Below are 17237 nucleotides of genomic sequence, written 5' to 3'. Positions count from 1 at the left end.
AATGACTGACATAGTACAAGGAGGAAATACATATGAACATGATGGATGCAAATGAGATTATCTCATTTATACAAAACAGTAAAAAATCAACACCTGTAAAGGTTTATGTTAAAGGAAACCTTGAAGGAATTAACTTTGGGGATTCAGCTCAAACATTTATTACAGGAAATACAGGGGTTGTTTTTGGTGAGTGGGCTGAAATCGAAGCAGCATTAGAAAGCAACAAAGCAAATATTGAAGACTATGTGATTGAAAATGACCGTCGTAATTCAGCTATCCCTTTACTGGATCTTAAAGGAATTAAAGCACGTATAGAGCCAGGTGCGATTATTCGTGATCAAGTTGAAATTGGGGATAATGCTGTTATTATGATGGGTGCTTCTATCAATATCGGTTCTGTCATTGGTGAAGGAACAATGATTGATATGAACGCAACTTTAGGTGGACGCGCTACAGTAGGTAAAAACTGTCACATTGGTGCAGGTTCCGTATTGGCAGGTGTTATTGAACCACCTTCTGCAAAACCGGTTGTTATCGAAGATGATGTTTTGATTGGTGCTAACTGTGTTGTTCTCGAAGGTGTAACAGTTGGTAAAGGTGCTGTTGTAGGTGCTGGATCAATCGTAACAAAAGATGTTGAACCATATACAGTTGTATACGGTGCACCAGCCCGAAAAATCAAAGATATCGATGCTCAAACACAATCAAAAACTGAAATTATGCAAGAACTAAGACAATTATAAGAATGGTGAGGATGACTCTGGATGGTCTATATAGCAGACTATTTCATATAGTCATCCTCTTCTGTATAGAGAGGATTGGTCATTGTGGGGACAGAACACCTTATTCAAATACGCAGGGATCTACATCGCATACCTGAAATTGGTTTTCAGGAATTTAAAACACAACAATATCTTTTAAATCTCCTAAAACAATTTCCGGAACACCGTTTGGAAGTAAAAACGTGGAAAACGGGTATATTTGCTTTGGTGAAAGGTACCAATCCACAAAAGACGATTGGCTATCGAGCTGATATCGATGGTCTGCCAATAACAGAAGAAACAGACTACGATTTTAGCTCTGAACATCCGGGATTTATGCATGCATGTGGACATGATTTTCACATGACAATTGCGATTGGTATAGTAACATATTTTGTAAAGAATCCCATTTCAGATAATATCCTATTTTTATTCCAGCCTGCTGAGGAAGGGCCAGGTGGAGCAGAGCCAATGTTAAATAGTGATATAGCTAAAGATTGGAAACCAGATATAATCACAGCACTCCATATTGCTCCAGAACTCCCAGTTGGAACAATTGCAACAAAACCAGGCCTGCTTTTTGCCAACACCTCAGAGTTGTTTATCGATCTGAAAGGAAAAGGAGGACATGCTGCATATCCACATACAACAAATGATATGGTTGTAGCTGCGTGTTCATTAGTTACTCAGCTTCAAACAATTATCGCCCGTAATATAGACCCATTAGACAGTGCTGTTATTACTATTGGGAAAATAACGGGTGGAACGGTACAAAATATCATTGCTGAAAATGCAAGATTAGAAGGTACAATACGGACGTTATCCGTAGAATCTATGGAGAAAGTCAAGGAAAGAATCGAATCAATTGTAAAAGGGATTGAAATAGGATATTCATGTAAAACAATGATTGATTATGGTTCAATGTATCATCAAGTAGACAATGATGAGATGTTAACGAGAGAATTTATGGAATATATCTCAGATCAGACGAGCTATGATGTAAGAGAGTGTACAGAAGCGATGACAGGTGAAGATTTTGGATATATGGTAGATCAAATATCAGGCTTCATGTTTTGGCTAGGTGTAGGTTCGCCATATGGGTTACATCATGCGAAATTACAACCAGATGAATCAGCCATTGGAGTTGCAGTTGATATAATGTGTAAATATATTTCTTATAAAGCAAAACAATAATATGAAAAAGCAATCGGTGGGAACCAATTGCTTTTTTTGAGTTCATCCGCGGTGTGGGATTTTGATGAATGATGTCTAATAGTAGATAAATCATAAAAATCGAAGATAAAATTCAATAATCGGAGATAAAACCGGAGAATCGTTGATAAATCATTAAAATCAAAGATAAAAATCTTAAGGACTAATATATTTCGCTCATCGCCACATTTATCACCAATTTACAAAGTATATTTTATCCAACTGTGTACACAATACTTGTAGGAGGTGGATAAATGATGGCAAAAATCGGTGTAGAACAGTCATTATCTGATGTTACTTCAGCATTACAAGAAAAAGGGTATGATGTTGTCCAATTAAACAATGAAAATGATGCAAAAGGCTGTGATTTCTGTGTTATCACTGGTCAAGATTCCAACATAATGGGGATTAGCAATGCAGTAACTGCTGGTTCAGTTATTCAAGCTAGTGGTTTATCAGCAGATGAAATCTGCCAACAGGTTGAAAGTAAAGTAAATCGTTAATAGCAAAGAATGTTGCAAACTACAAAAAGAGCCTGAAAAAAACCTCAGGCTCTTTTTGAACAAAATTTATTTTTTCTCCACGTTCACTTGATGGGGGTATGGAATTTCAATCTCATTAGCATCAAATGCTTCTTTAATGGCTTTACGAAGATTACGTTCGACTGCCCATTGCTCCATATTTTTTGTTTTTGCAAGAACTCTAATGACAACATCTGAAGATCCAAGTGCTTGCACACCCAAAACATTTGGACCATCCACAATATTTTCATCCTCTGCAGAAAGTTTATCACATACATCTTGTAATACTGAAATTGCATTGTCGATATCATCGTCATAGGATATACCAATATCAACTAATGCCCTCATGTTACCACGTGAATGATTGCTTACATTAGTTATTTCCCTGTTTGGAACATAGTGAAGTGTACCGTCAAAACCTCTAATCTGTGTAGTACGAAGTCCTACTTGCTCTACAATTCCATCAAAGCCCGCGACAGTTACATAGTCTTCAACATCGATTTGCTTTTCCAACAGCAGGAAAAAACCAGTCACTACATCACTAACTAATCCTTGAGCTCCAAAGCCGATCGCTAATCCTACAACACCTGCTCCAGCTATTAAAGCAGAAACATTATAATTAAAAACTTCAAAAATCATGACAATAAAAATAAACATTAACACATAGGAAAAAATGTTTAAGGTCAAACTGTGTAACGTTAAAGCTCGTCCATTCGAGATATTTTCCCGTTCTTGCAACCTATTGAACATCTTTCTAATCACTTTGTTTCCGATTGCTTTAACTATTAAAAAAGCAATAATGATTCCAAGTAACTTCAAAATAATAATTCCTGCAGTGGTCATGAGCTCTGACCACTCAATATTTTCAAAAAAATCCATCATTCAACATCCTTTCTCGAAATAGAGTTCTTTCAAAGTGCACGCAATAGCTGGTATTACACTCTAATTTTTAAAGAAAGAACACATTATTAATACCCTGCATCTACCATGTTAAACATATTTTGTTCAAAAATGAAGAGTTTAAGCTAATTTGTCTAAATTACGGGCAATACGTATAGCAGATTTGAATATCGCTTAAACTACTTAAAGGGTTTGTTTCATAAATGTCTCCTTTTACATCTAAGATAAATAAAGCCGGAAAATTGTAAGTAAGCATAAAATTATAAACTTAGTGTTGGTGTCTAGCGCAAGCGCCTAGCCCTCGGATCTATCAATCAAGGCGCTTTTCATGGTATCACATGATTAGGAGGAATGGTATAATGACAGAACGAATGGTTGGTAAACAAGCTCCAAGATTTGAAATGGACGCTGTATTAGCTTCTAAAGAATTTGGTAAGGTGAACTTGGAAGACAACATGAAAAATGATAAGTGGACTGTTTTGTTTTTTTATCCTATGGATTTTACATATGTTTGTCCGACTGAAATTACTGCACTATCTGACCGTTATGAAGAATTTGAAGAATTGAATGCAGAAGTAATTGGTGTATCAACAGATACAATTCATACGCACTTGGCATGGATTAAAACGGATCGAAAAGATAATGGTTTAGGTGCTATTAAATATCCTTTAGCGGCTGATACAAATCATTCTGTCTCTCGTGACTATGGTGTGTTAATTGAGGAAGAAGGAATTGCCCTTCGCGGGTTGTTTATCATAAATCCTGGTGGAGAACTTCAATATGCAGTTGTAAATCACAACAATATTGGGCGTGATGTTGATGAAACATTACGGGTACTTCAAGCACTTCAAACAGGAGAGCTCTGTCCTGCAAACTGGAAGCCGGGACAATCTACGCTTTAATGAAAGTGAATGGATAGCGGTAAAAAATGAAACTAGTCGGTTACCATATGTCGGTAACTGACTTTTTAAATTCCAAGTTAAAAAATCAGGGGGGATGGTGGAGAATGCAACAAATAATAGGGGTTTTACTCGCGGGAGGAGAATCAAGGAGATTTGGTCAGCCTAAAGCATTTGCAGAATACAATGGTAAAAAGTTCTGGCACTATTCCATGCAGGCTTTAAAAGAAACAACTGAAAAACAGGTTATCGTAAGTCATCAAAATTTGTTAACAAAATTTACTGAAGAAACACAAGTAAAAGTAATAACTGATGATCATCAATTTGTAGGAGATGGTCCTAAAGCTGGGATATATACTGCGATGAAAAACGAAGTGTCCGAGTGGTTTGTTATATTGTCATGTGACATTCCTTTCATTTCTGGAGAAGTAATTAAAAAATTACTAACTTATATTTCTTCGGGTAATAAAGTCATTATTCCAAACATTGAAGGAAAGGTACATCCCTTAGTTGGAGTATATCATCACTCCGTTTTTCCACTAATTGAAAAGCAATTAGAAAATAAAGATCGAAAAATGATGACACTTCTAAATCATGTTAACGTATTGTTTGTTACGGAAAAGGAATTAAATATAGATCCTAAGATATTTAGTAACATAAACTCACAAAAAGATTATGGTATGCTATTAAATAATGATAAAATATCAGAATCTAAATAGTAAACTATATTTGTGGCGGAGAGGATTATATGATAAAAAAAAGAAAGCCATTACCTGTAAAAGAAGCAATAAAGAAAGTGATGAGTTTTGCGACTGTTGGGGACATAGAGCAAGTATCGCTTCAGGAAAGTTATGGACGGTATTTAGCAGAGGATTTAATTGCGACTCATCCGGTACCACCTTTTGATCGATCACCTTACGATGGGTTTGCTATACGAGCTCATGATACAGTCAATGCCAAAGCTGATCAACCAGTTGAATTTGAGGTGGTTGATGAAATTGGTGCTGGTAGTGTTAGCAAGGAAAGTGTTGGTCAAAATCAAGCGATCCGCATCATGACAGGTGCGCAAATGCCTTGTGGCAGTGATGCGGTTGTTATGTTGGAATTAACGAAGGTTTATACAAAGGACAATAAAGTATATATGTCGATAAAAAGACCCTTTTCTAAAGGTGACAATGTATCTTTTAAAGGTGAAGATACACCAGAAGGAAGTGTGCTTGTTAAAAAAGGTACATACATCACGCCGGGAACAATTGCGTTACTTGCAACATTTGGTTATGAAAAGGTTCAAGTGGTAAGGCAACCGCGTATCGGCATTATTGCAACAGGTAGTGAATTATTGGAAGTTGGTGAGCCACTTGAACCCGGCAAAATAAGAAATAGTAATTCATTTATGATAGAAGCACAGTCAAAAAGAGCTGGGGCACGACCGATTTACCTCGGTAAATTAGCTGATGACTTTGAAACTTGCTATAAAGCTGTAGTTGACGCGTTAGAAGAGGTAGATATTCTACTCACAACGGGAGGCGTTTCTGTTGGAGATTATGATTATTTGCCGGATATTTATCAACGTTTAGGGGCGAATGTTTTATTTAATAAAGTTGCCATGAGACCCGGGAGTGTGACAACGGTAGCTGAATACAAAGGTAAATTATTATTTGGGCTTTCTGGAAATCCATCTGCATGTTATGTTGGTTTTGAGTTGTTTGTTCGCCCAATTGTTCGACATTACTTATACTCAACCCGCCCACATTTGCAAAAGGTAACAGCTATTTTAGGAAAGGATTTCTTAAAACCAAATCCTTTCACACGATTTGTTAGAGGATCTTTTCAACTAATCGATGGACAAGTTATCGCAAGTCCTGTTGGTTTGGATAAATCAAATGTCGTATCATCATTAGCTGATGCTAATGTCTTTATTGTCTTGCCGGGAGGATCAAGAGGATATAAAACTGGAGATATGATTGATCTCTTGTTATTTGAAGATCAACTAGGAAGTGACATGCATTGGGCAGAATCCTTCAAGTAGTCGGTTACCAAAACAGTGGAAAAACGACATTTGTCACGGAGTATATTAGAGAAGCGGTTAAATATAAATTAAAAGTGGGTACCATCAAGCATCATGGACATGGTGGAGCATTAACCCAAAATGATAATGGGAAAGATACTCAAAAACATCGTGAAGCAGGCGCGCAAGTAACGTTTGTTGAAGGAAATGAATCTTTTATTTTATCTTCAAATCAGATTAAATTAACGCTTTCCCAGATGATATCTTTGTATGATACATTTTGCTTAGATGTAATTTTAATTGAAGGCTATAAATTCGAGAAATATCCTAAAGTTGTAATGCTTCGATCTAAAGAAGATCTCCCGATGTTAAAAAAATTAGTTAATATTAACTGTGTATTGGCCAGTTTCTCATTACCTCTTGAAGTTAGAGAAAAATATTTAATCTTTACTTCTCAAGATAAGTGTATTGAATGGCTTATGATAAATGAAGTAGGTGAATATATTGACAACACAAATGTTTGAAATCGTAAAGAATCCAATTTTAATAGAAGAAATAACTAATAAAGTTATACGAAATGAGGCTGGAGCTGTTACAACTTTTACTGGAACGGTAAGAGAATTTACATATGGAAAACGGACCTTATCCCTTGAATATCAAGCTTATGAAAAGATGGCAGTGAAAAAGCTCGAACAAATAGGGGAAGAAATAAAAGAGAAATGGAGTGACGCGAAGGTAGCGATTACTCATCGAATCGGGAAATTAGAAATTTCGGATATTGCTGTTGTAATTGCTGTGTCAACCCCACATCGTAAAGATGCTTATGCAGCAAATGAATACGCGATTGAAAGAATTAAACAAATTGTTCCAATATGGAAAAAAGAAATTTGGGAAAGCGGAGAGGCTTGGATAGGAGATCAATTAGAAAAAACACCCTATCCAGAAGGAAAGCCAATGGAGGAAGATCAATGATAAAAGTACTTTTGTTTGCACATTTACAAGAAAAGGTTGGACAAGAAAGTATCAATATTGAGAGAAACCAGACAACAGTGAAGGACATTAGAGACTATATGTTATCCGCCTATGACCTAGGAAATTTAGAAAATGTCATGATTGCTGTGAATGAAGAGTATGCTTTGGAAGATGATATGGTTAAAGCTGGGGATATAGTAGCCTTAATTCCTCCTGTTAGTGGCGGGTAATCCTTCTTTCATAGTTTTATCATCTTAGTTTTTTCAAGTGTATTAGATATAAAATAAGAAGGGATTTAATTTGACAACAACCTTGTATTGATATAAAATAGTTTTTTATGCTTGTTTAAAATCCTCACTATATAGTGATTTGTGAATGAAACATATTATGTGCTTTCAATTCACACTGGCGCGGACTAGGAGCCGTAAGGACGGAAGAGAGGTAGGGCTTTCGTTGTTTTGAGTAACGGCAATTTCAATATAAAACAATCGAAATATATTCTAGTAATAATATAGAGCAACGTTTGAAAAAATCTTTGGAGGTTCTACTTATGAAAACAACTGGTACTGTAAAATGGTTTAATTCAGAAAAAGGTTTTGGATTTATAGAAATTGCTGAAGGAAATGATGTATTCGTTCACTTCAGTGCTATAACTGGTGAAGGTTTTAAAACGTTAGAAGAAGGACAAAAAGTTGAGTTCAACATAGTTGAAGGTAACAGAGGTCCTCAAGCGGAAGACGTAGGAAATTATAAGCATAATTAAAAATGGACTGACAAATGTCAGTCCATTTATTCTTCAATTAACCCATCCACTGGAACATTTCTTTCAGCTTGGGGATTACTCAGTGAGAAAATACGAGCAGTTCCTTGCTCCTCATTTACAGATTGGATATAAATTGATTCACCTTCGAATTGTACATTCACCATTTCTCCCATATTTGCAATTTCTTTCGCTCGATTTACATTCATTTTCTCCACTCCTTTTTTAGTCGAAAAAAGTATTAAAGGTAATAGCCTATCTATACATTTTCCTAAACCGGTTAAATTATGCCAAAAAAACTGATGTTAAAATGTATTTTCTAAAACAAGTGAATGTGTTATCTTTTATAGAGGAAAAGGGGGATCAAGTGTATTGTTTCTTGCAATTGTCATATTTTTTACTATCATGGTCGTAATAACCTTTCTGTTTACCAATTTTTTCAAGAAGGATCACCATAAAATCAATGTTTCTTTTACTATGTCTTTTATAAAAAGATTTGGTGGAAATACATTGTCACACTTGCTTTTTTTAGAAGATAAACAGTTATTTTTAGCGCAAGATGATTCTGTGTTAATTTCATATAAACAAATGGGGAAAAAGCTATTCGTTTTAGGTGATCCGATTGGTGATAAAGAAAAGCTTGATGATGGATTAGACGAGTTTTTTGAATTTGCTTTAAAGCAACGTATGACACCAATTTTCTATCAAGCATCTGAACAGTATTCTTCAAAATATCTAAAGCGAGGTTATCGTTTATTTAAAGTTGGCGAAGAAGCAAAAGTTGATTTAAATACCTTTACTATTGAAGGGAAAAAATTCAGTAATATGCGAAACATAAGAAATAAATTTACGAAGGAAGGTTATCGTTTTTCGGTTGTTCATCCTCCTTTTAGAAAAGAATTACTAGAGGAAATGCAATTTGTTTCAGACGAGTGGTTAAATGATCGTGAAGAAAAAGGTTTTTCAGTAAGTTCTTTTTCTGAGGATTATATCGGCCATTTTTCAGTGGCCATATTTCGTGATCCTAATGGCTCTTTATTAGCGTTCGCTAGTCTTCCTTCTGATTTTCAACAGAAGCAAACGATAAGTATTGATTTAATGAGATATAGAAAAAACAGTCCGAGAGCAACGATGGATATGGTGTTCATTTCAACTATTCTTTGGGCGAAAGAAAAAGGATACTCAGTTTGCGGTTTGGGGATGTCTCCTTTATCTAATGTTGGTATAGATCCCAGCTCACCTTACCAGGAGAAATTGGCAAGATATGCTTTTTTGAATGGGTGTAAATACTATAACTTTAAAGGATTAAGAAAATATAAAGGAAAGTTTGCGACTAATTGGACTCCTCGGTATTTGGTCTACAAAAAATCAGTATTGGTTATTATTATCATCCAGCTCATTATAATCGTGAGGAAAGTGCCTAAACAGAATGAACTAATTTTCTTAAGAAAACTTACGCGGAATAAACAGATGGTTTGAGAGGACAACATTAAGTTGTCCTCTTTTGTTTTTGCTTAGGAAACTATAAAATTCTTTGTGCTTTGGATAAGTCTCGGCATCCAGCTCCAGCGCCTAGCCCCAAAGCACTTTCACTTTTGTTTATAAATCTGCCACAAGTTTCTCACAATAGGCTTTTACTTGCTGTTCTTCCTCTTCTTCTAAAGCGAAATCTAAAACTTCTTCTGTTGTGCTCTCGATAAAATCATACTGAGCAATTTTTGATTCGTTTTGATCAATGGCAAAGATTAGTTTCAATTTAATGCCATGTTCACTATATAACTCATCCTCCTCATCAACCTCTAATGTTAGGAAAATTTCATAACGTTGGCCAGATAGGATGCCGAATGGATCTTCCAGTGTTTCGATTGTTGATTCAATAATGTTCATATTAATACCTCTTTCATTATCCATATACAAGGTTTTATTTTGCATTAATATTATAGCCTTTTCATTGGGTTAAGCCAAATTTAAGAAAATTGATTGAAAGGAGTGGTGCATAGTATTGACTTAAAAGCTCCAGTTTTTATGTTATTTTCGTTCTAGTGAAATGGGTAAATTTTCCCTATCGGAGAGATTAGTAATTCTTATAAAAAAGAGAAATGCTACAAAATGAATACACGTACTGTTTTAATGTTTTTTCTATGATTTACATCAAAAGGAGAACAATCTAATGGGAAAAGTAACAAAGGTTTTTTGGATTTCTATCGTAATTGCAACATTATTTGTTGGTTGGGGTGTTGTTGCTCCTGTTCATCTAGGGGGAGTGATGAATAAAACGAAGGCTTATTTTTTAAGTAGCTTTGGTTGGTTTTATCAATTGTCGGCAACATTCTTTTTGATATTTGCTTTGTTTTTAATATTTAGTAAGTATGGAAAAATTAGACTTGGGGCTGATGATGAAAAGCCGGAATTCAAACGACCCACTTGGTTTGCGATGTTATTTAGTGCAGGGATGGGTATTGGATTGTTGTTTTTTGGAGTTTCGGAACCCGTATCGCATTTTGCAAGTCCTCCAATCGGAGAAGGAGGGACCGCTGATGCTGCTAAGGTCGCACTACGCTATACGTATTTGCATTGGGGATTCCATGCATGGGCGATTTACGCAGTGATTGCACTTGTGTTAGCTTATTACAAGTTCAGAAAAAAGCAACCTGGATTGATGAGTGTAACACTAACTCCTTTGCTCGGGAAACGCGCAACCGGAACACTGGGGATAATTATTGATGTTGTAGCAGTATTTGCTACGATTTTCGGAGTAGCCGCATCTCTTGGTCTGGGAGCCGCACAAATTAATAGCGGATTAAACTATATAACAGGAATTCCGATATCTTTTACGGTACAGTTAGTTATTATTTCAATTGTGACTGTCTTATTTATGTTATCAGCAACGACAGGTATTCAAAAAGGGATAAAATATTTAAGTAATGCAAATTTAATACTGGCTGTTATTCTTCTTATCGTTTTTTTATTCCTGGCACCTACTGGTTTTTTATTGGATTTATTTACGACAACTTTAGGTAGTTATATTCAAAATTTACCAAGTATGGGATTAAGGCTTGCTCCATTTAACGAGGAAAACGCTGCATGGATTCAAGATTGGACGATTTTTTATTGGGCATGGTGGATAGCCTGGGCGCCATTTGTAGGAACATTTATTGCTCGTGTTTCAAAGGGAAGAACGGTAAGAGAATTCATGATAGCTGTATTGATTATACCGACACTTGTTTGTGTTTTTTGGTTTGCTATATTTGGTGGTACCGGTATTTACTATGAGTTTTTTGAAGGGCTGGATGTAAGTGGCCAGACATTGGAGACCGTTCTATTCTTTGTTTATCAGCAATTACCACTAACAGGATTATTAATTGTCATAACACTAATGTTAATTACCACATTCTTTGTGACATCAGCTGACTCAGCAACATTTGTTTTAGGTATGCAAACCACTAACGGAAGCTTAAACCCGCCAAATATCGTGAAAGTTGTTTGGGGATTTTTCTTATCGGCATCTGCAATCGTCTTAATGCTATCAGGTGGATTAAATGCGATGCAAACAGCAATTATTGTTAGTGCATTTCCTCTAACTTTTGTCCTAATTGCGATGTCGTTTTCAATTCTTAAGGACTTTAGTAAGGAAATGAAAAGGAAGAAAATCATAAAACAATGAATCGTCTTAGGAAGCATCCCATTTTGTTTGGGGTGTTTTTTATTTATTTTGTTTTTATGTAGTGTTAGATATTCTTACATAAAATTATCAGAAACTTTAAAAAACAGGTTGACACTTATGAAATATCGTATAGAATAGTAAATAAGAAACAGATGTTATATTTTCTAACATCTTAAGTTAAGTATACAGACGGGAGGAAATAGTATGGAAGACACTTTGTTTTTGATGAATAGTGTTTGGATTATGTTAGGAGCAATTTTAGTTATTTTTATGTTAGGTGGGTTTATTTTACTAGAAGCAGGATCAACAAGAATGAAAAACGCCGGTCATATTGCTGGTAAAACCATTTTCACAGTTGGTTTGGCATCATTAGTTTATTGGGCAGTTGGTTATGCATTTACATTTGGTGGAAATGGTAACTTTTTCGTTGGATTAACAGATTTCTTCTATTCAGGAGCTCAAGCAGAAGGTGCAAGTTATTCAACTTCAGTATTCTTTGTATTTCAATGTGCGTTTGCTTGTATCTCAATTACAATTGCTTTAGGTGGATTCGCTGAACGTGCTAAATTATCTGTTTATCTTGTATTTACTATTCTATTCTCAGCACTTATTTATCCTGTAATAGCTCATTGGATCTGGGGTGGCGGCTGGTTAGCTGAACACGGTAAGCAAGACTTTGCAGGATCAACTGTTGTTCACTTAACTGGTGCAATGGCTGCATTTGCAGCAACAATTCTTTTAAAACCGCGTATCGGAAAATACAATAAAGATGGCTCAGCAAACAATATTCAAGGACATAACCAAGTCTTTACAGCTTTAGGTGTGTTAATTCTGTGGGTAGGTTGGTTTGGATTTAATGCAGGTAGTACTGTAGCAGTTGATGAAGGGTTCTTTGGATTTGTTGCACTGAATACAAACTTAGCTGCCGGAGCAGGTGCAGTTTCAGCACTTCTAATCTCTTGGATGGTTTTAGGAAAATCAGATGTACCTACTATGCTAAACGGTGCATTGGCAGGATTAGTTGCAATCACGGCATCATGTGCATTTGTAGACACATGGGCAGCAGTTGTAATTGGATTTATTGCTGGTATTCTCGTATTCTATAGTGCAAGATTCTTCGAAAAGAGAAAAATTGATGATCCAATCTTTGCACTTTCTGTTCACGGTGTAGCAGGGGTTTGGGGCACATTATCAACAGGATTCTTCGCAACACCGGAGCTGGCTACTGTTGGTAAACCAGGCCTATTCTACGGCGGTGGTTTCGATCAATTAGGTGTACAATTCATGGGTGTAGCTGTTTCAGGAATTTATGCATTTGTTGTATCATTTGTTATCCTTGCTATTGCGAAGAAAGTGATGAACGGTTTACGTGTAACTGAAGAAGAAGAAGTGATGGGATTAGACATGAGTGAGCATGGAAGTTATGGTTATCCTGAATTATTTGCTTCCAAAGATCAAAATGTTGGTTCATAATCAGGATAAGTGGTCTAGAACACTCATTTTGACAAAACGTGAGGAAGTGTCTCTCATGAAAGGAAATTTCGATTCCTATGAATCAATTAAAAAATGGAAAGACGAACATGTCCACAATTATGAGTCTGAAACAAGAGTCTTGAATGAATTTCATGATGAGATGATGAGGAGTGCTAGTCAAATAGCACTCTTTCATCATGAAAGAACTTATGGAAAACCTCCATGTCCTTATTCTTGGTTTATAACTGGAAGTGGAGGTCGTTATGAACAAGGAATTATAAGTGATCAGGATCATGGTTTAATTTATGAGCAACATTCTAATCAGGCAAAGGAGTATTTTAATAAGCTTGGTGAAGAATTATCTAAAGGATTATTTCTCATCGGTTATCCATATTGTGAAGGAAAAGTTATGAGCTCAAATCCGTTGTGGTGTAAATCATTTCAGGATTGGAAAGATCAGCTTATTCATTGGATGGATGAAAGAAGTTGGGAGTCCATAAGATATTTGCAAATTTTTTATGATTCCCGAAGTTTGATAGGCAATGATGACCTTGTGAAAGAGTTGAAGAAAATCATCTTTGATTATCAACAAAAGGAACCAAAGCTTTTGAAGCGGCTTATGGATAATATACAGCATATTAAACAATCCGTAGGGCCACTGGGGCAAATTTATGTGGAGCAAAGCGGTCAATACAAAGGATCGATTGATTTAAAGAAAACAGCATTTTTACCTTATGTAAATGCTATAAGAGTATTGGCAATGAAAGAAGGTATTTTAAAAACTTCAACTTTAGACAGGTTAGAGTGTCTATCCGAAATTGGAAGATACAAAAATGATATGCTCTATTACAAACATAACTTTGAAAAATTACTCAAATACAGAGTAATGTTATTTAAAAGTGCTACTTCTTATGATGATGTCCATTACTTGAATATAAAAAAGATGTCAAAGGAAGAAAAACGTGACATGAAAAGTATTTTGAGGGATGGGAAAAAACTTCATTATTATGTAGAAGGGATTATTGACAAAGGGTGTTTATCATGACATTTGACCCGTTTTTTTTTATGAAAGGAAGGCTTGGTGGATCACAAGGGAAGCAATCTCATCAGCAAGTTGCATATATGAGACAATTGCAACGAGAAATGAAGGTTGAAGAAACGTTAAATATTCCGCTTACAGACCTTAATGTCATTGTTTTTGATATTGAAACAACAGGGTTTTATCCTGATCAAGGAGATCAAATAATTTCGATTGGTGCTGTTAAGGTAAAGGGGGATAAAATCAAAGAGAGTGAGACGTTTTATTCTTTGGTCCGCTCAGAAAAAAAGATTTCTGAAGAAATAAGTCAACTAACAGGATTAACAAATAAAGAGTTGGATCATGCTCCATTATTATCTGAGGTACTATTTGAATTTTTTCAATTTACTCAAGACTTCACGCTTGTCGCACATCATGCAAATCATGAGAAAATCTTCCTTCAGCATGCATCTTGGAAGTTATATCGTGCTCCGTTTAAACATCGTCTTGTTGATATGTCTTTTCTGTATCGAATTGCAGAACCTGATCAAAAGTTGGTCACTCTTGAAGAATGTTGTGAGCATAATGGTATTCCTATCCATGGAAGACATCACGCTCTATATGACGCAAAATTAACGGCTGAACTTTGGAGTATATACGTAAATAAACTTCGTCAAAAAGAATGTTATTCATTAAATGATCTTTATGAGAGATATACGATTGCTTGAATTATTAGAGGGATAGTCTTAGGTGGATCATAAAACCGGGGCTGTCTCTCTTTTTTTGTATTCCTAAAAAATAGGTAGATAATAATAGTAGTAAAATATTAAGAAGTTGTCATTAAATTCAGAAAATACATAATTGAGATTATTTTGTAGTCAAATTGAGTTCACCATAGTATGATTGACCTATAGGATTGTTAGTCTAATATAACGATGGAAATGAAAGTTTTAAAGTTACAAATGAAAAAGAGGAGAATGGCATCTTGAAAGATTTATTCGAACGTATAAAAAAATTTCAAAATAAATGGGATTCCAATTTAACAATAAGAAAAAAATTAATCATTGCTTTTGTATCTATATTACTGATACCGAGTTCTATGATAGGGCTAATTTCGTATAAATCGGCACAATCAGAGCTGGAAAAAAGCATGTTGCAAACCGCCCGGGAAAGTGTACAACTTATTAATTCTTCTTTAAATGCTCAACTTGAGCCTATAAAAGAGGATATCGAATATTTTGCTAAAACTGCAAAAACAGCTAACTCAAAAGTAGAAACTAATGATATTGAGAAAATCATGATGAAATTTAATCAGTATATCCAAACAAAGCCAAGTGCTCAGGCAATTTATATCGGCTTTAATACAGGTGATATGGTTGTTTCGCCTATGTCTGTCCAGCTACCAGATGACTATGATCCAAGAGATCGTCCTTGGTATACCCTAGCAATGGAAAATAAGGGGGAAGTTGTCATAACAGATCCATATATTGATGCCGACACGAATGAAATATCTGTGACGTTTGCAAAAGTTCTTAACGATGCTTCTGGTGTTATAGCGGTTGACATTGATATTAACTCTTTAAGTGAGTTGACTAGTGAGGTAAAGGTAGGGAGTGAAGGATATGTCACGATTATTGATAAGACTAAAAACTATATCATTCATCCAACAATGCAAGGCGAAAAGGTTAAAGGAAATTGGATAGATAAATTATTTGAAAGTGAAAAGGGGGTTTTCGCCTATCGAATAGATCGTAATGATATGCAAATGGATTTTACTACTAATAAGCTTACTGGATGGAAAATTGCTGGTACCCTTTATTCAAGTGAAACAACAGAGAGTGCGAATGAAATTCTGCAAGACACTTTAATTGTCATTATTATTTCCTTTGTAGTCGGCGGGATCATCATTTTTATGATTATACGATCAATTTTACAGCCGATTCGTAAGTTGGTTCACACATCTGAAAGTATATCGAATGGTGATTTAGGCGTAGCGGTTGATACAAACACAAATGATGAGATTGGCAAACTGTCTAAAAGCTTTAAAATAATGGTTGAAAACCTGCGTAGTATGATCACTAATTTACAGTCTGCTTCTGAACGAGTTAGTTCATCTTCTGAAGAACTAATTGCAAGTGCTGATCAAACAACGGCAGGGACAAAGCAAGTAACAGAAGTTATCCAAGAAGTTGCTGCAGGTGCGGAACAGCAAACTTTAAAAATCGAGGCAAATAATGCAGCGTTAGAAGAAGTTCTTCAAGGGGTTTTTCGCATTTCTTCAAGCTCTCAAAGTGTCTCGAATTTAGCGCGAGATACAATTAATGAAGCTGAAATCGGTGGGGAATATGTAAAGAATAGTTTAGAACAGATGAGATTTATTCATGCCTCTGTTACAGAATCTAACAAGGTCATTCAGTCACTTTCTATTCGTTCTCAAGAGATTGGAAAAATATTAGACGCAATATCAGATATTGCGAATCAAACAAATTTATTAGCACTTAATGCGGCTATTGAGGCTGCAAGAGCTGGAGAACATGGGAAAGGATTTGCAGTTGTTGCGGATGAGGTACGGAAATTGGCTGAACAATCTCAACAATCAGCCGGGCAAATCTCTGCACTTATCTCTTCTATACAAAATGATACGGACCAATCTGTTGAGGTTATGAATGAAGTATCCAAAAACGCTGAACAAGGACTTTCTATTTCAACAGAAACCTCAGAAAAGTTTGATTTAATAATGAATCGAATGAATAGGATGACTCCACAGATTGAAGAAGTATCAGCAGTTGTCCAGCAAATTTCTGCTGCTGTACAGGAAGTAAGTGCTTCAGCCAATGAACTAGTTGTTATCGCGAAAGAAAGTTCAGCCACTTCTGAAGAAGTAGCTGCGACAACAGAAGAGCAGCTTGCTTCCATGGAGGAAATTACGATGGCAGCTAAATCATTAACGGATATGGCTGAAGAACTTCAATCAATTATTGATCGCTATAATGTATAAATCTTCTAAACTAGCTAATTTCACAATTGTTGAATTAGCTAGTTTTTTTGT

General features: G+C 35.5%; 19 protein-coding genes. 16 read left to right on the top strand and 3 right to left on the bottom strand.

The window, feature by feature from the left end; translation table 11 throughout:
- Nucleotides 1-32: 32 nt before the first annotated feature.
- From dapD to LC095_RS21805, 3 genes are all read left to right on the top strand, one after another.
- Nucleotides 33-743, top strand: coding sequence for a 2,3,4,5-tetrahydropyridine-2,6-dicarboxylate N-acetyltransferase (gene dapD, locus LC095_RS21815; protein ID WP_026562803.1), 711 nt, complete (start codon nt 33-35; stop codon nt 741-743).
- An 84-nt stretch (nt 744-827) separates the two neighbouring features.
- A complete protein-coding gene (locus LC095_RS21810) occupies nt 828-1955 on the top strand; it encodes an N-acetyldiaminopimelate deacetylase (RefSeq protein WP_226530183.1) in 1128 nt (375 codons plus the stop codon).
- Nucleotides 1956-2230: 275 nt separating this feature from the next.
- The gene (locus LC095_RS21805; RefSeq protein WP_226530182.1) at nt 2231-2476 is read left to right on the top strand and encodes a YkuS family protein; all 246 of its coding nucleotides are present in this window, start codon (nt 2231-2233) and stop codon (nt 2474-2476) included.
- 66 nt (nt 2477-2542) lie between these two features.
- Here LC095_RS21805 and LC095_RS21800 read toward each other — a convergent pair whose 3' ends face one another.
- Nucleotides 2543-3373 carry a mechanosensitive ion channel family protein gene (locus LC095_RS21800; RefSeq protein ID WP_226530181.1) on the bottom strand — a complete coding sequence of 277 codons (831 nt, stop codon included), beginning with the start codon at nt 3371-3373 and terminating at the stop codon, nt 2543-2545.
- Nucleotides 3374-3753: 380 nt separating this feature from the next.
- Here LC095_RS21800 and LC095_RS21795 point away from each other — a divergent pair, with 380 nt between their 5' ends.
- From LC095_RS21795 to LC095_RS21765, 7 genes are all read left to right on the top strand, one after another.
- Nucleotides 3754-4296, top strand: a complete 543-nt coding sequence (locus LC095_RS21795; RefSeq protein WP_226530180.1) for a peroxiredoxin — start codon at nt 3754-3756, stop codon at nt 4294-4296.
- A 104-nt stretch (nt 4297-4400) separates the two neighbouring features.
- The gene (locus LC095_RS21790) at nt 4401-5012 is read left to right on the top strand and encodes a molybdenum cofactor guanylyltransferase (RefSeq protein WP_226530179.1); all 612 of its coding nucleotides are present in this window, start codon (nt 4401-4403) and stop codon (nt 5010-5012) included.
- A 29-nt stretch (nt 5013-5041) separates the two neighbouring features.
- The gene (glp, locus tag LC095_RS21785) at nt 5042-6322 is read left to right on the top strand and encodes a gephyrin-like molybdotransferase Glp (RefSeq protein ID WP_226530178.1); all 1281 of its coding nucleotides are present in this window, start codon (nt 5042-5044) and stop codon (nt 6320-6322) included.
- Nucleotides 6301-6825: a molybdopterin-guanine dinucleotide biosynthesis protein B gene (gene mobB / locus LC095_RS21780; RefSeq protein WP_226530177.1), complete on the top strand. Its 525-nt coding sequence runs from the start codon at nt 6301-6303 to the stop codon at nt 6823-6825. Before glp ends, mobB begins: the two co-directional genes overlap by 22 nt.
- Nucleotides 6818-7273, top strand: a complete 456-nt coding sequence (locus LC095_RS21775) for a molybdenum cofactor biosynthesis protein MoaE (RefSeq protein WP_413467529.1) — start codon at nt 6818-6820, stop codon at nt 7271-7273. Before mobB ends, LC095_RS21775 begins: the two co-directional genes overlap by 8 nt.
- Nucleotides 7270-7503: a molybdopterin converting factor subunit 1 gene (gene moaD / locus LC095_RS21770; protein ID WP_226530175.1), complete on the top strand. Its 234-nt coding sequence runs from the start codon at nt 7270-7272 to the stop codon at nt 7501-7503. Before LC095_RS21775 ends, moaD begins: the two co-directional genes overlap by 4 nt.
- Before the next feature lie 320 nt (nt 7504-7823).
- Nucleotides 7824-8036 carry a cold-shock protein gene (locus LC095_RS21765; protein ID WP_226530174.1) on the top strand — a complete coding sequence of 71 codons (213 nt, stop codon included), beginning with the start codon at nt 7824-7826 and terminating at the stop codon, nt 8034-8036.
- 26 nt (nt 8037-8062) lie between these two features.
- On the opposite strand, the gene LC095_RS21760 is transcribed toward LC095_RS21765, so the two are convergent.
- Nucleotides 8063-8242, bottom strand: coding sequence for an H-type small acid-soluble spore protein (locus tag LC095_RS21760; protein ID WP_226530173.1), 180 nt, complete (start codon nt 8240-8242; stop codon nt 8063-8065).
- A 196-nt stretch (nt 8243-8438) separates the two neighbouring features.
- On the opposite strand from LC095_RS21760, the gene LC095_RS21755 reads away from it, so the two are divergent.
- Nucleotides 8439-9512: a phosphatidylglycerol lysyltransferase domain-containing protein gene (locus LC095_RS21755; RefSeq protein ID WP_319005831.1), complete on the top strand. Its 1074-nt coding sequence runs from the start codon at nt 8439-8441 to the stop codon at nt 9510-9512.
- 120 nt (nt 9513-9632) lie between these two features.
- Here the strand turns inward: LC095_RS21755 and LC095_RS21750 are convergent, their stop codons facing one another.
- Complete coding sequence (locus LC095_RS21750) at nt 9633-9920, bottom strand: DUF6509 family protein (RefSeq protein WP_226530171.1); 288 nt, start codon at nt 9918-9920, stop codon at nt 9633-9635.
- Nucleotides 9921-10203: 283 nt separating this feature from the next.
- Between LC095_RS21750 and LC095_RS21745 the strand changes: the two genes are divergently transcribed.
- The 5 genes from LC095_RS21745 (at nt 10204) to LC095_RS21725 (ending at nt 17186) form a co-directional block, all read left to right on the top strand.
- Nucleotides 10204-11697, top strand: coding sequence for a glycine betaine uptake BCCT transporter (locus tag LC095_RS21745; RefSeq protein ID WP_226530170.1), 1494 nt, complete (start codon nt 10204-10206; stop codon nt 11695-11697).
- A 204-nt stretch (nt 11698-11901) separates the two neighbouring features.
- Nucleotides 11902-13170: an ammonium transporter gene (locus LC095_RS21740; protein WP_226530169.1), complete on the top strand. Its 1269-nt coding sequence runs from the start codon at nt 11902-11904 to the stop codon at nt 13168-13170.
- A gap of 55 nt (nt 13171-13225) precedes the next feature.
- Nucleotides 13226-14215, top strand: a complete 990-nt coding sequence (locus LC095_RS21735) for a DUF294 nucleotidyltransferase-like domain-containing protein (RefSeq protein ID WP_226530168.1) — start codon at nt 13226-13228, stop codon at nt 14213-14215.
- A complete protein-coding gene (locus tag LC095_RS21730; protein ID WP_226530167.1) occupies nt 14212-14916 on the top strand; it encodes an exonuclease domain-containing protein in 705 nt (234 codons plus the stop codon). Before LC095_RS21735 ends, LC095_RS21730 begins: the two co-directional genes overlap by 4 nt.
- A 257-nt stretch (nt 14917-15173) precedes the next feature.
- Nucleotides 15174-17186: a methyl-accepting chemotaxis protein gene (locus LC095_RS21725; RefSeq protein WP_226530166.1), complete on the top strand. Its 2013-nt coding sequence runs from the start codon at nt 15174-15176 to the stop codon at nt 17184-17186.
- Nucleotides 17187-17237: the final 51 nt, after the last annotated feature.

Origin of the sequence: Metabacillus niabensis (genome assembly GCF_020524345.1) — a bacterium.
GTDB lineage: Bacteria > Bacillota > Bacilli > Bacillales > Bacillaceae > Metabacillus > Metabacillus niabensis_B.
This window is presented reverse-complemented; position numbering and strand designations above follow the sequence as displayed.

Coding starts and splice junctions, on each gene's coding strand:
- LC095_RS21795 (WP_226530180.1), top strand. CDS start 3,754: ATGACAGAACGAATGGTTGGTAAACAAGCTCCAAGATTTGAAATGGAC.
- LC095_RS21745 (WP_226530170.1), top strand. CDS start 10,204: ATGGGAAAAGTAACAAAGGTTTTTTGGATTTCTATCGTAATTGCAACA.
- LC095_RS21750 (WP_226530171.1), bottom strand. CDS start 9,920: ATGAACATTATTGAATCAACAATCGAAACACTGGAAGATCCATTCGGC.
- LC095_RS21755 (WP_319005831.1), top strand. CDS start 8,439: ATGGTCGTAATAACCTTTCTGTTTACCAATTTTTTCAAGAAGGATCAC.
- dapD (WP_026562803.1), top strand. CDS start 33: ATGAACATGATGGATGCAAATGAGATTATCTCATTTATACAAAACAGT.
- LC095_RS21760 (WP_226530173.1), bottom strand. CDS start 8,242: ATGAATGTAAATCGAGCGAAAGAAATTGCAAATATGGGAGAAATGGTG.
- moaD (WP_226530175.1), top strand. CDS start 7,270: ATGATAAAAGTACTTTTGTTTGCACATTTACAAGAAAAGGTTGGACAA.
- LC095_RS21740 (WP_226530169.1), top strand. CDS start 11,902: ATGGAAGACACTTTGTTTTTGATGAATAGTGTTTGGATTATGTTAGGA.
- LC095_RS21790 (WP_226530179.1), top strand. CDS start 4,401: ATGCAACAAATAATAGGGGTTTTACTCGCGGGAGGAGAATCAAGGAGA.
- LC095_RS21765 (WP_226530174.1), top strand. CDS start 7,824: ATGAAAACAACTGGTACTGTAAAATGGTTTAATTCAGAAAAAGGTTTT.
- LC095_RS21730 (WP_226530167.1), top strand. CDS start 14,212: ATGACATTTGACCCGTTTTTTTTTATGAAAGGAAGGCTTGGTGGATCA.
- glp (WP_226530178.1), top strand. CDS start 5,042: ATGATAAAAAAAAGAAAGCCATTACCTGTAAAAGAAGCAATAAAGAAA.
- LC095_RS21735 (WP_226530168.1), top strand. CDS start 13,226: ATGAAAGGAAATTTCGATTCCTATGAATCAATTAAAAAATGGAAAGAC.
- LC095_RS21775 (WP_413467529.1), top strand. CDS start 6,818: ATGTTTGAAATCGTAAAGAATCCAATTTTAATAGAAGAAATAACTAAT.
- LC095_RS21800 (WP_226530181.1), bottom strand. CDS start 3,373: ATGGATTTTTTTGAAAATATTGAGTGGTCAGAGCTCATGACCACTGCA.
- LC095_RS21805 (WP_226530182.1), top strand. CDS start 2,231: ATGGCAAAAATCGGTGTAGAACAGTCATTATCTGATGTTACTTCAGCA.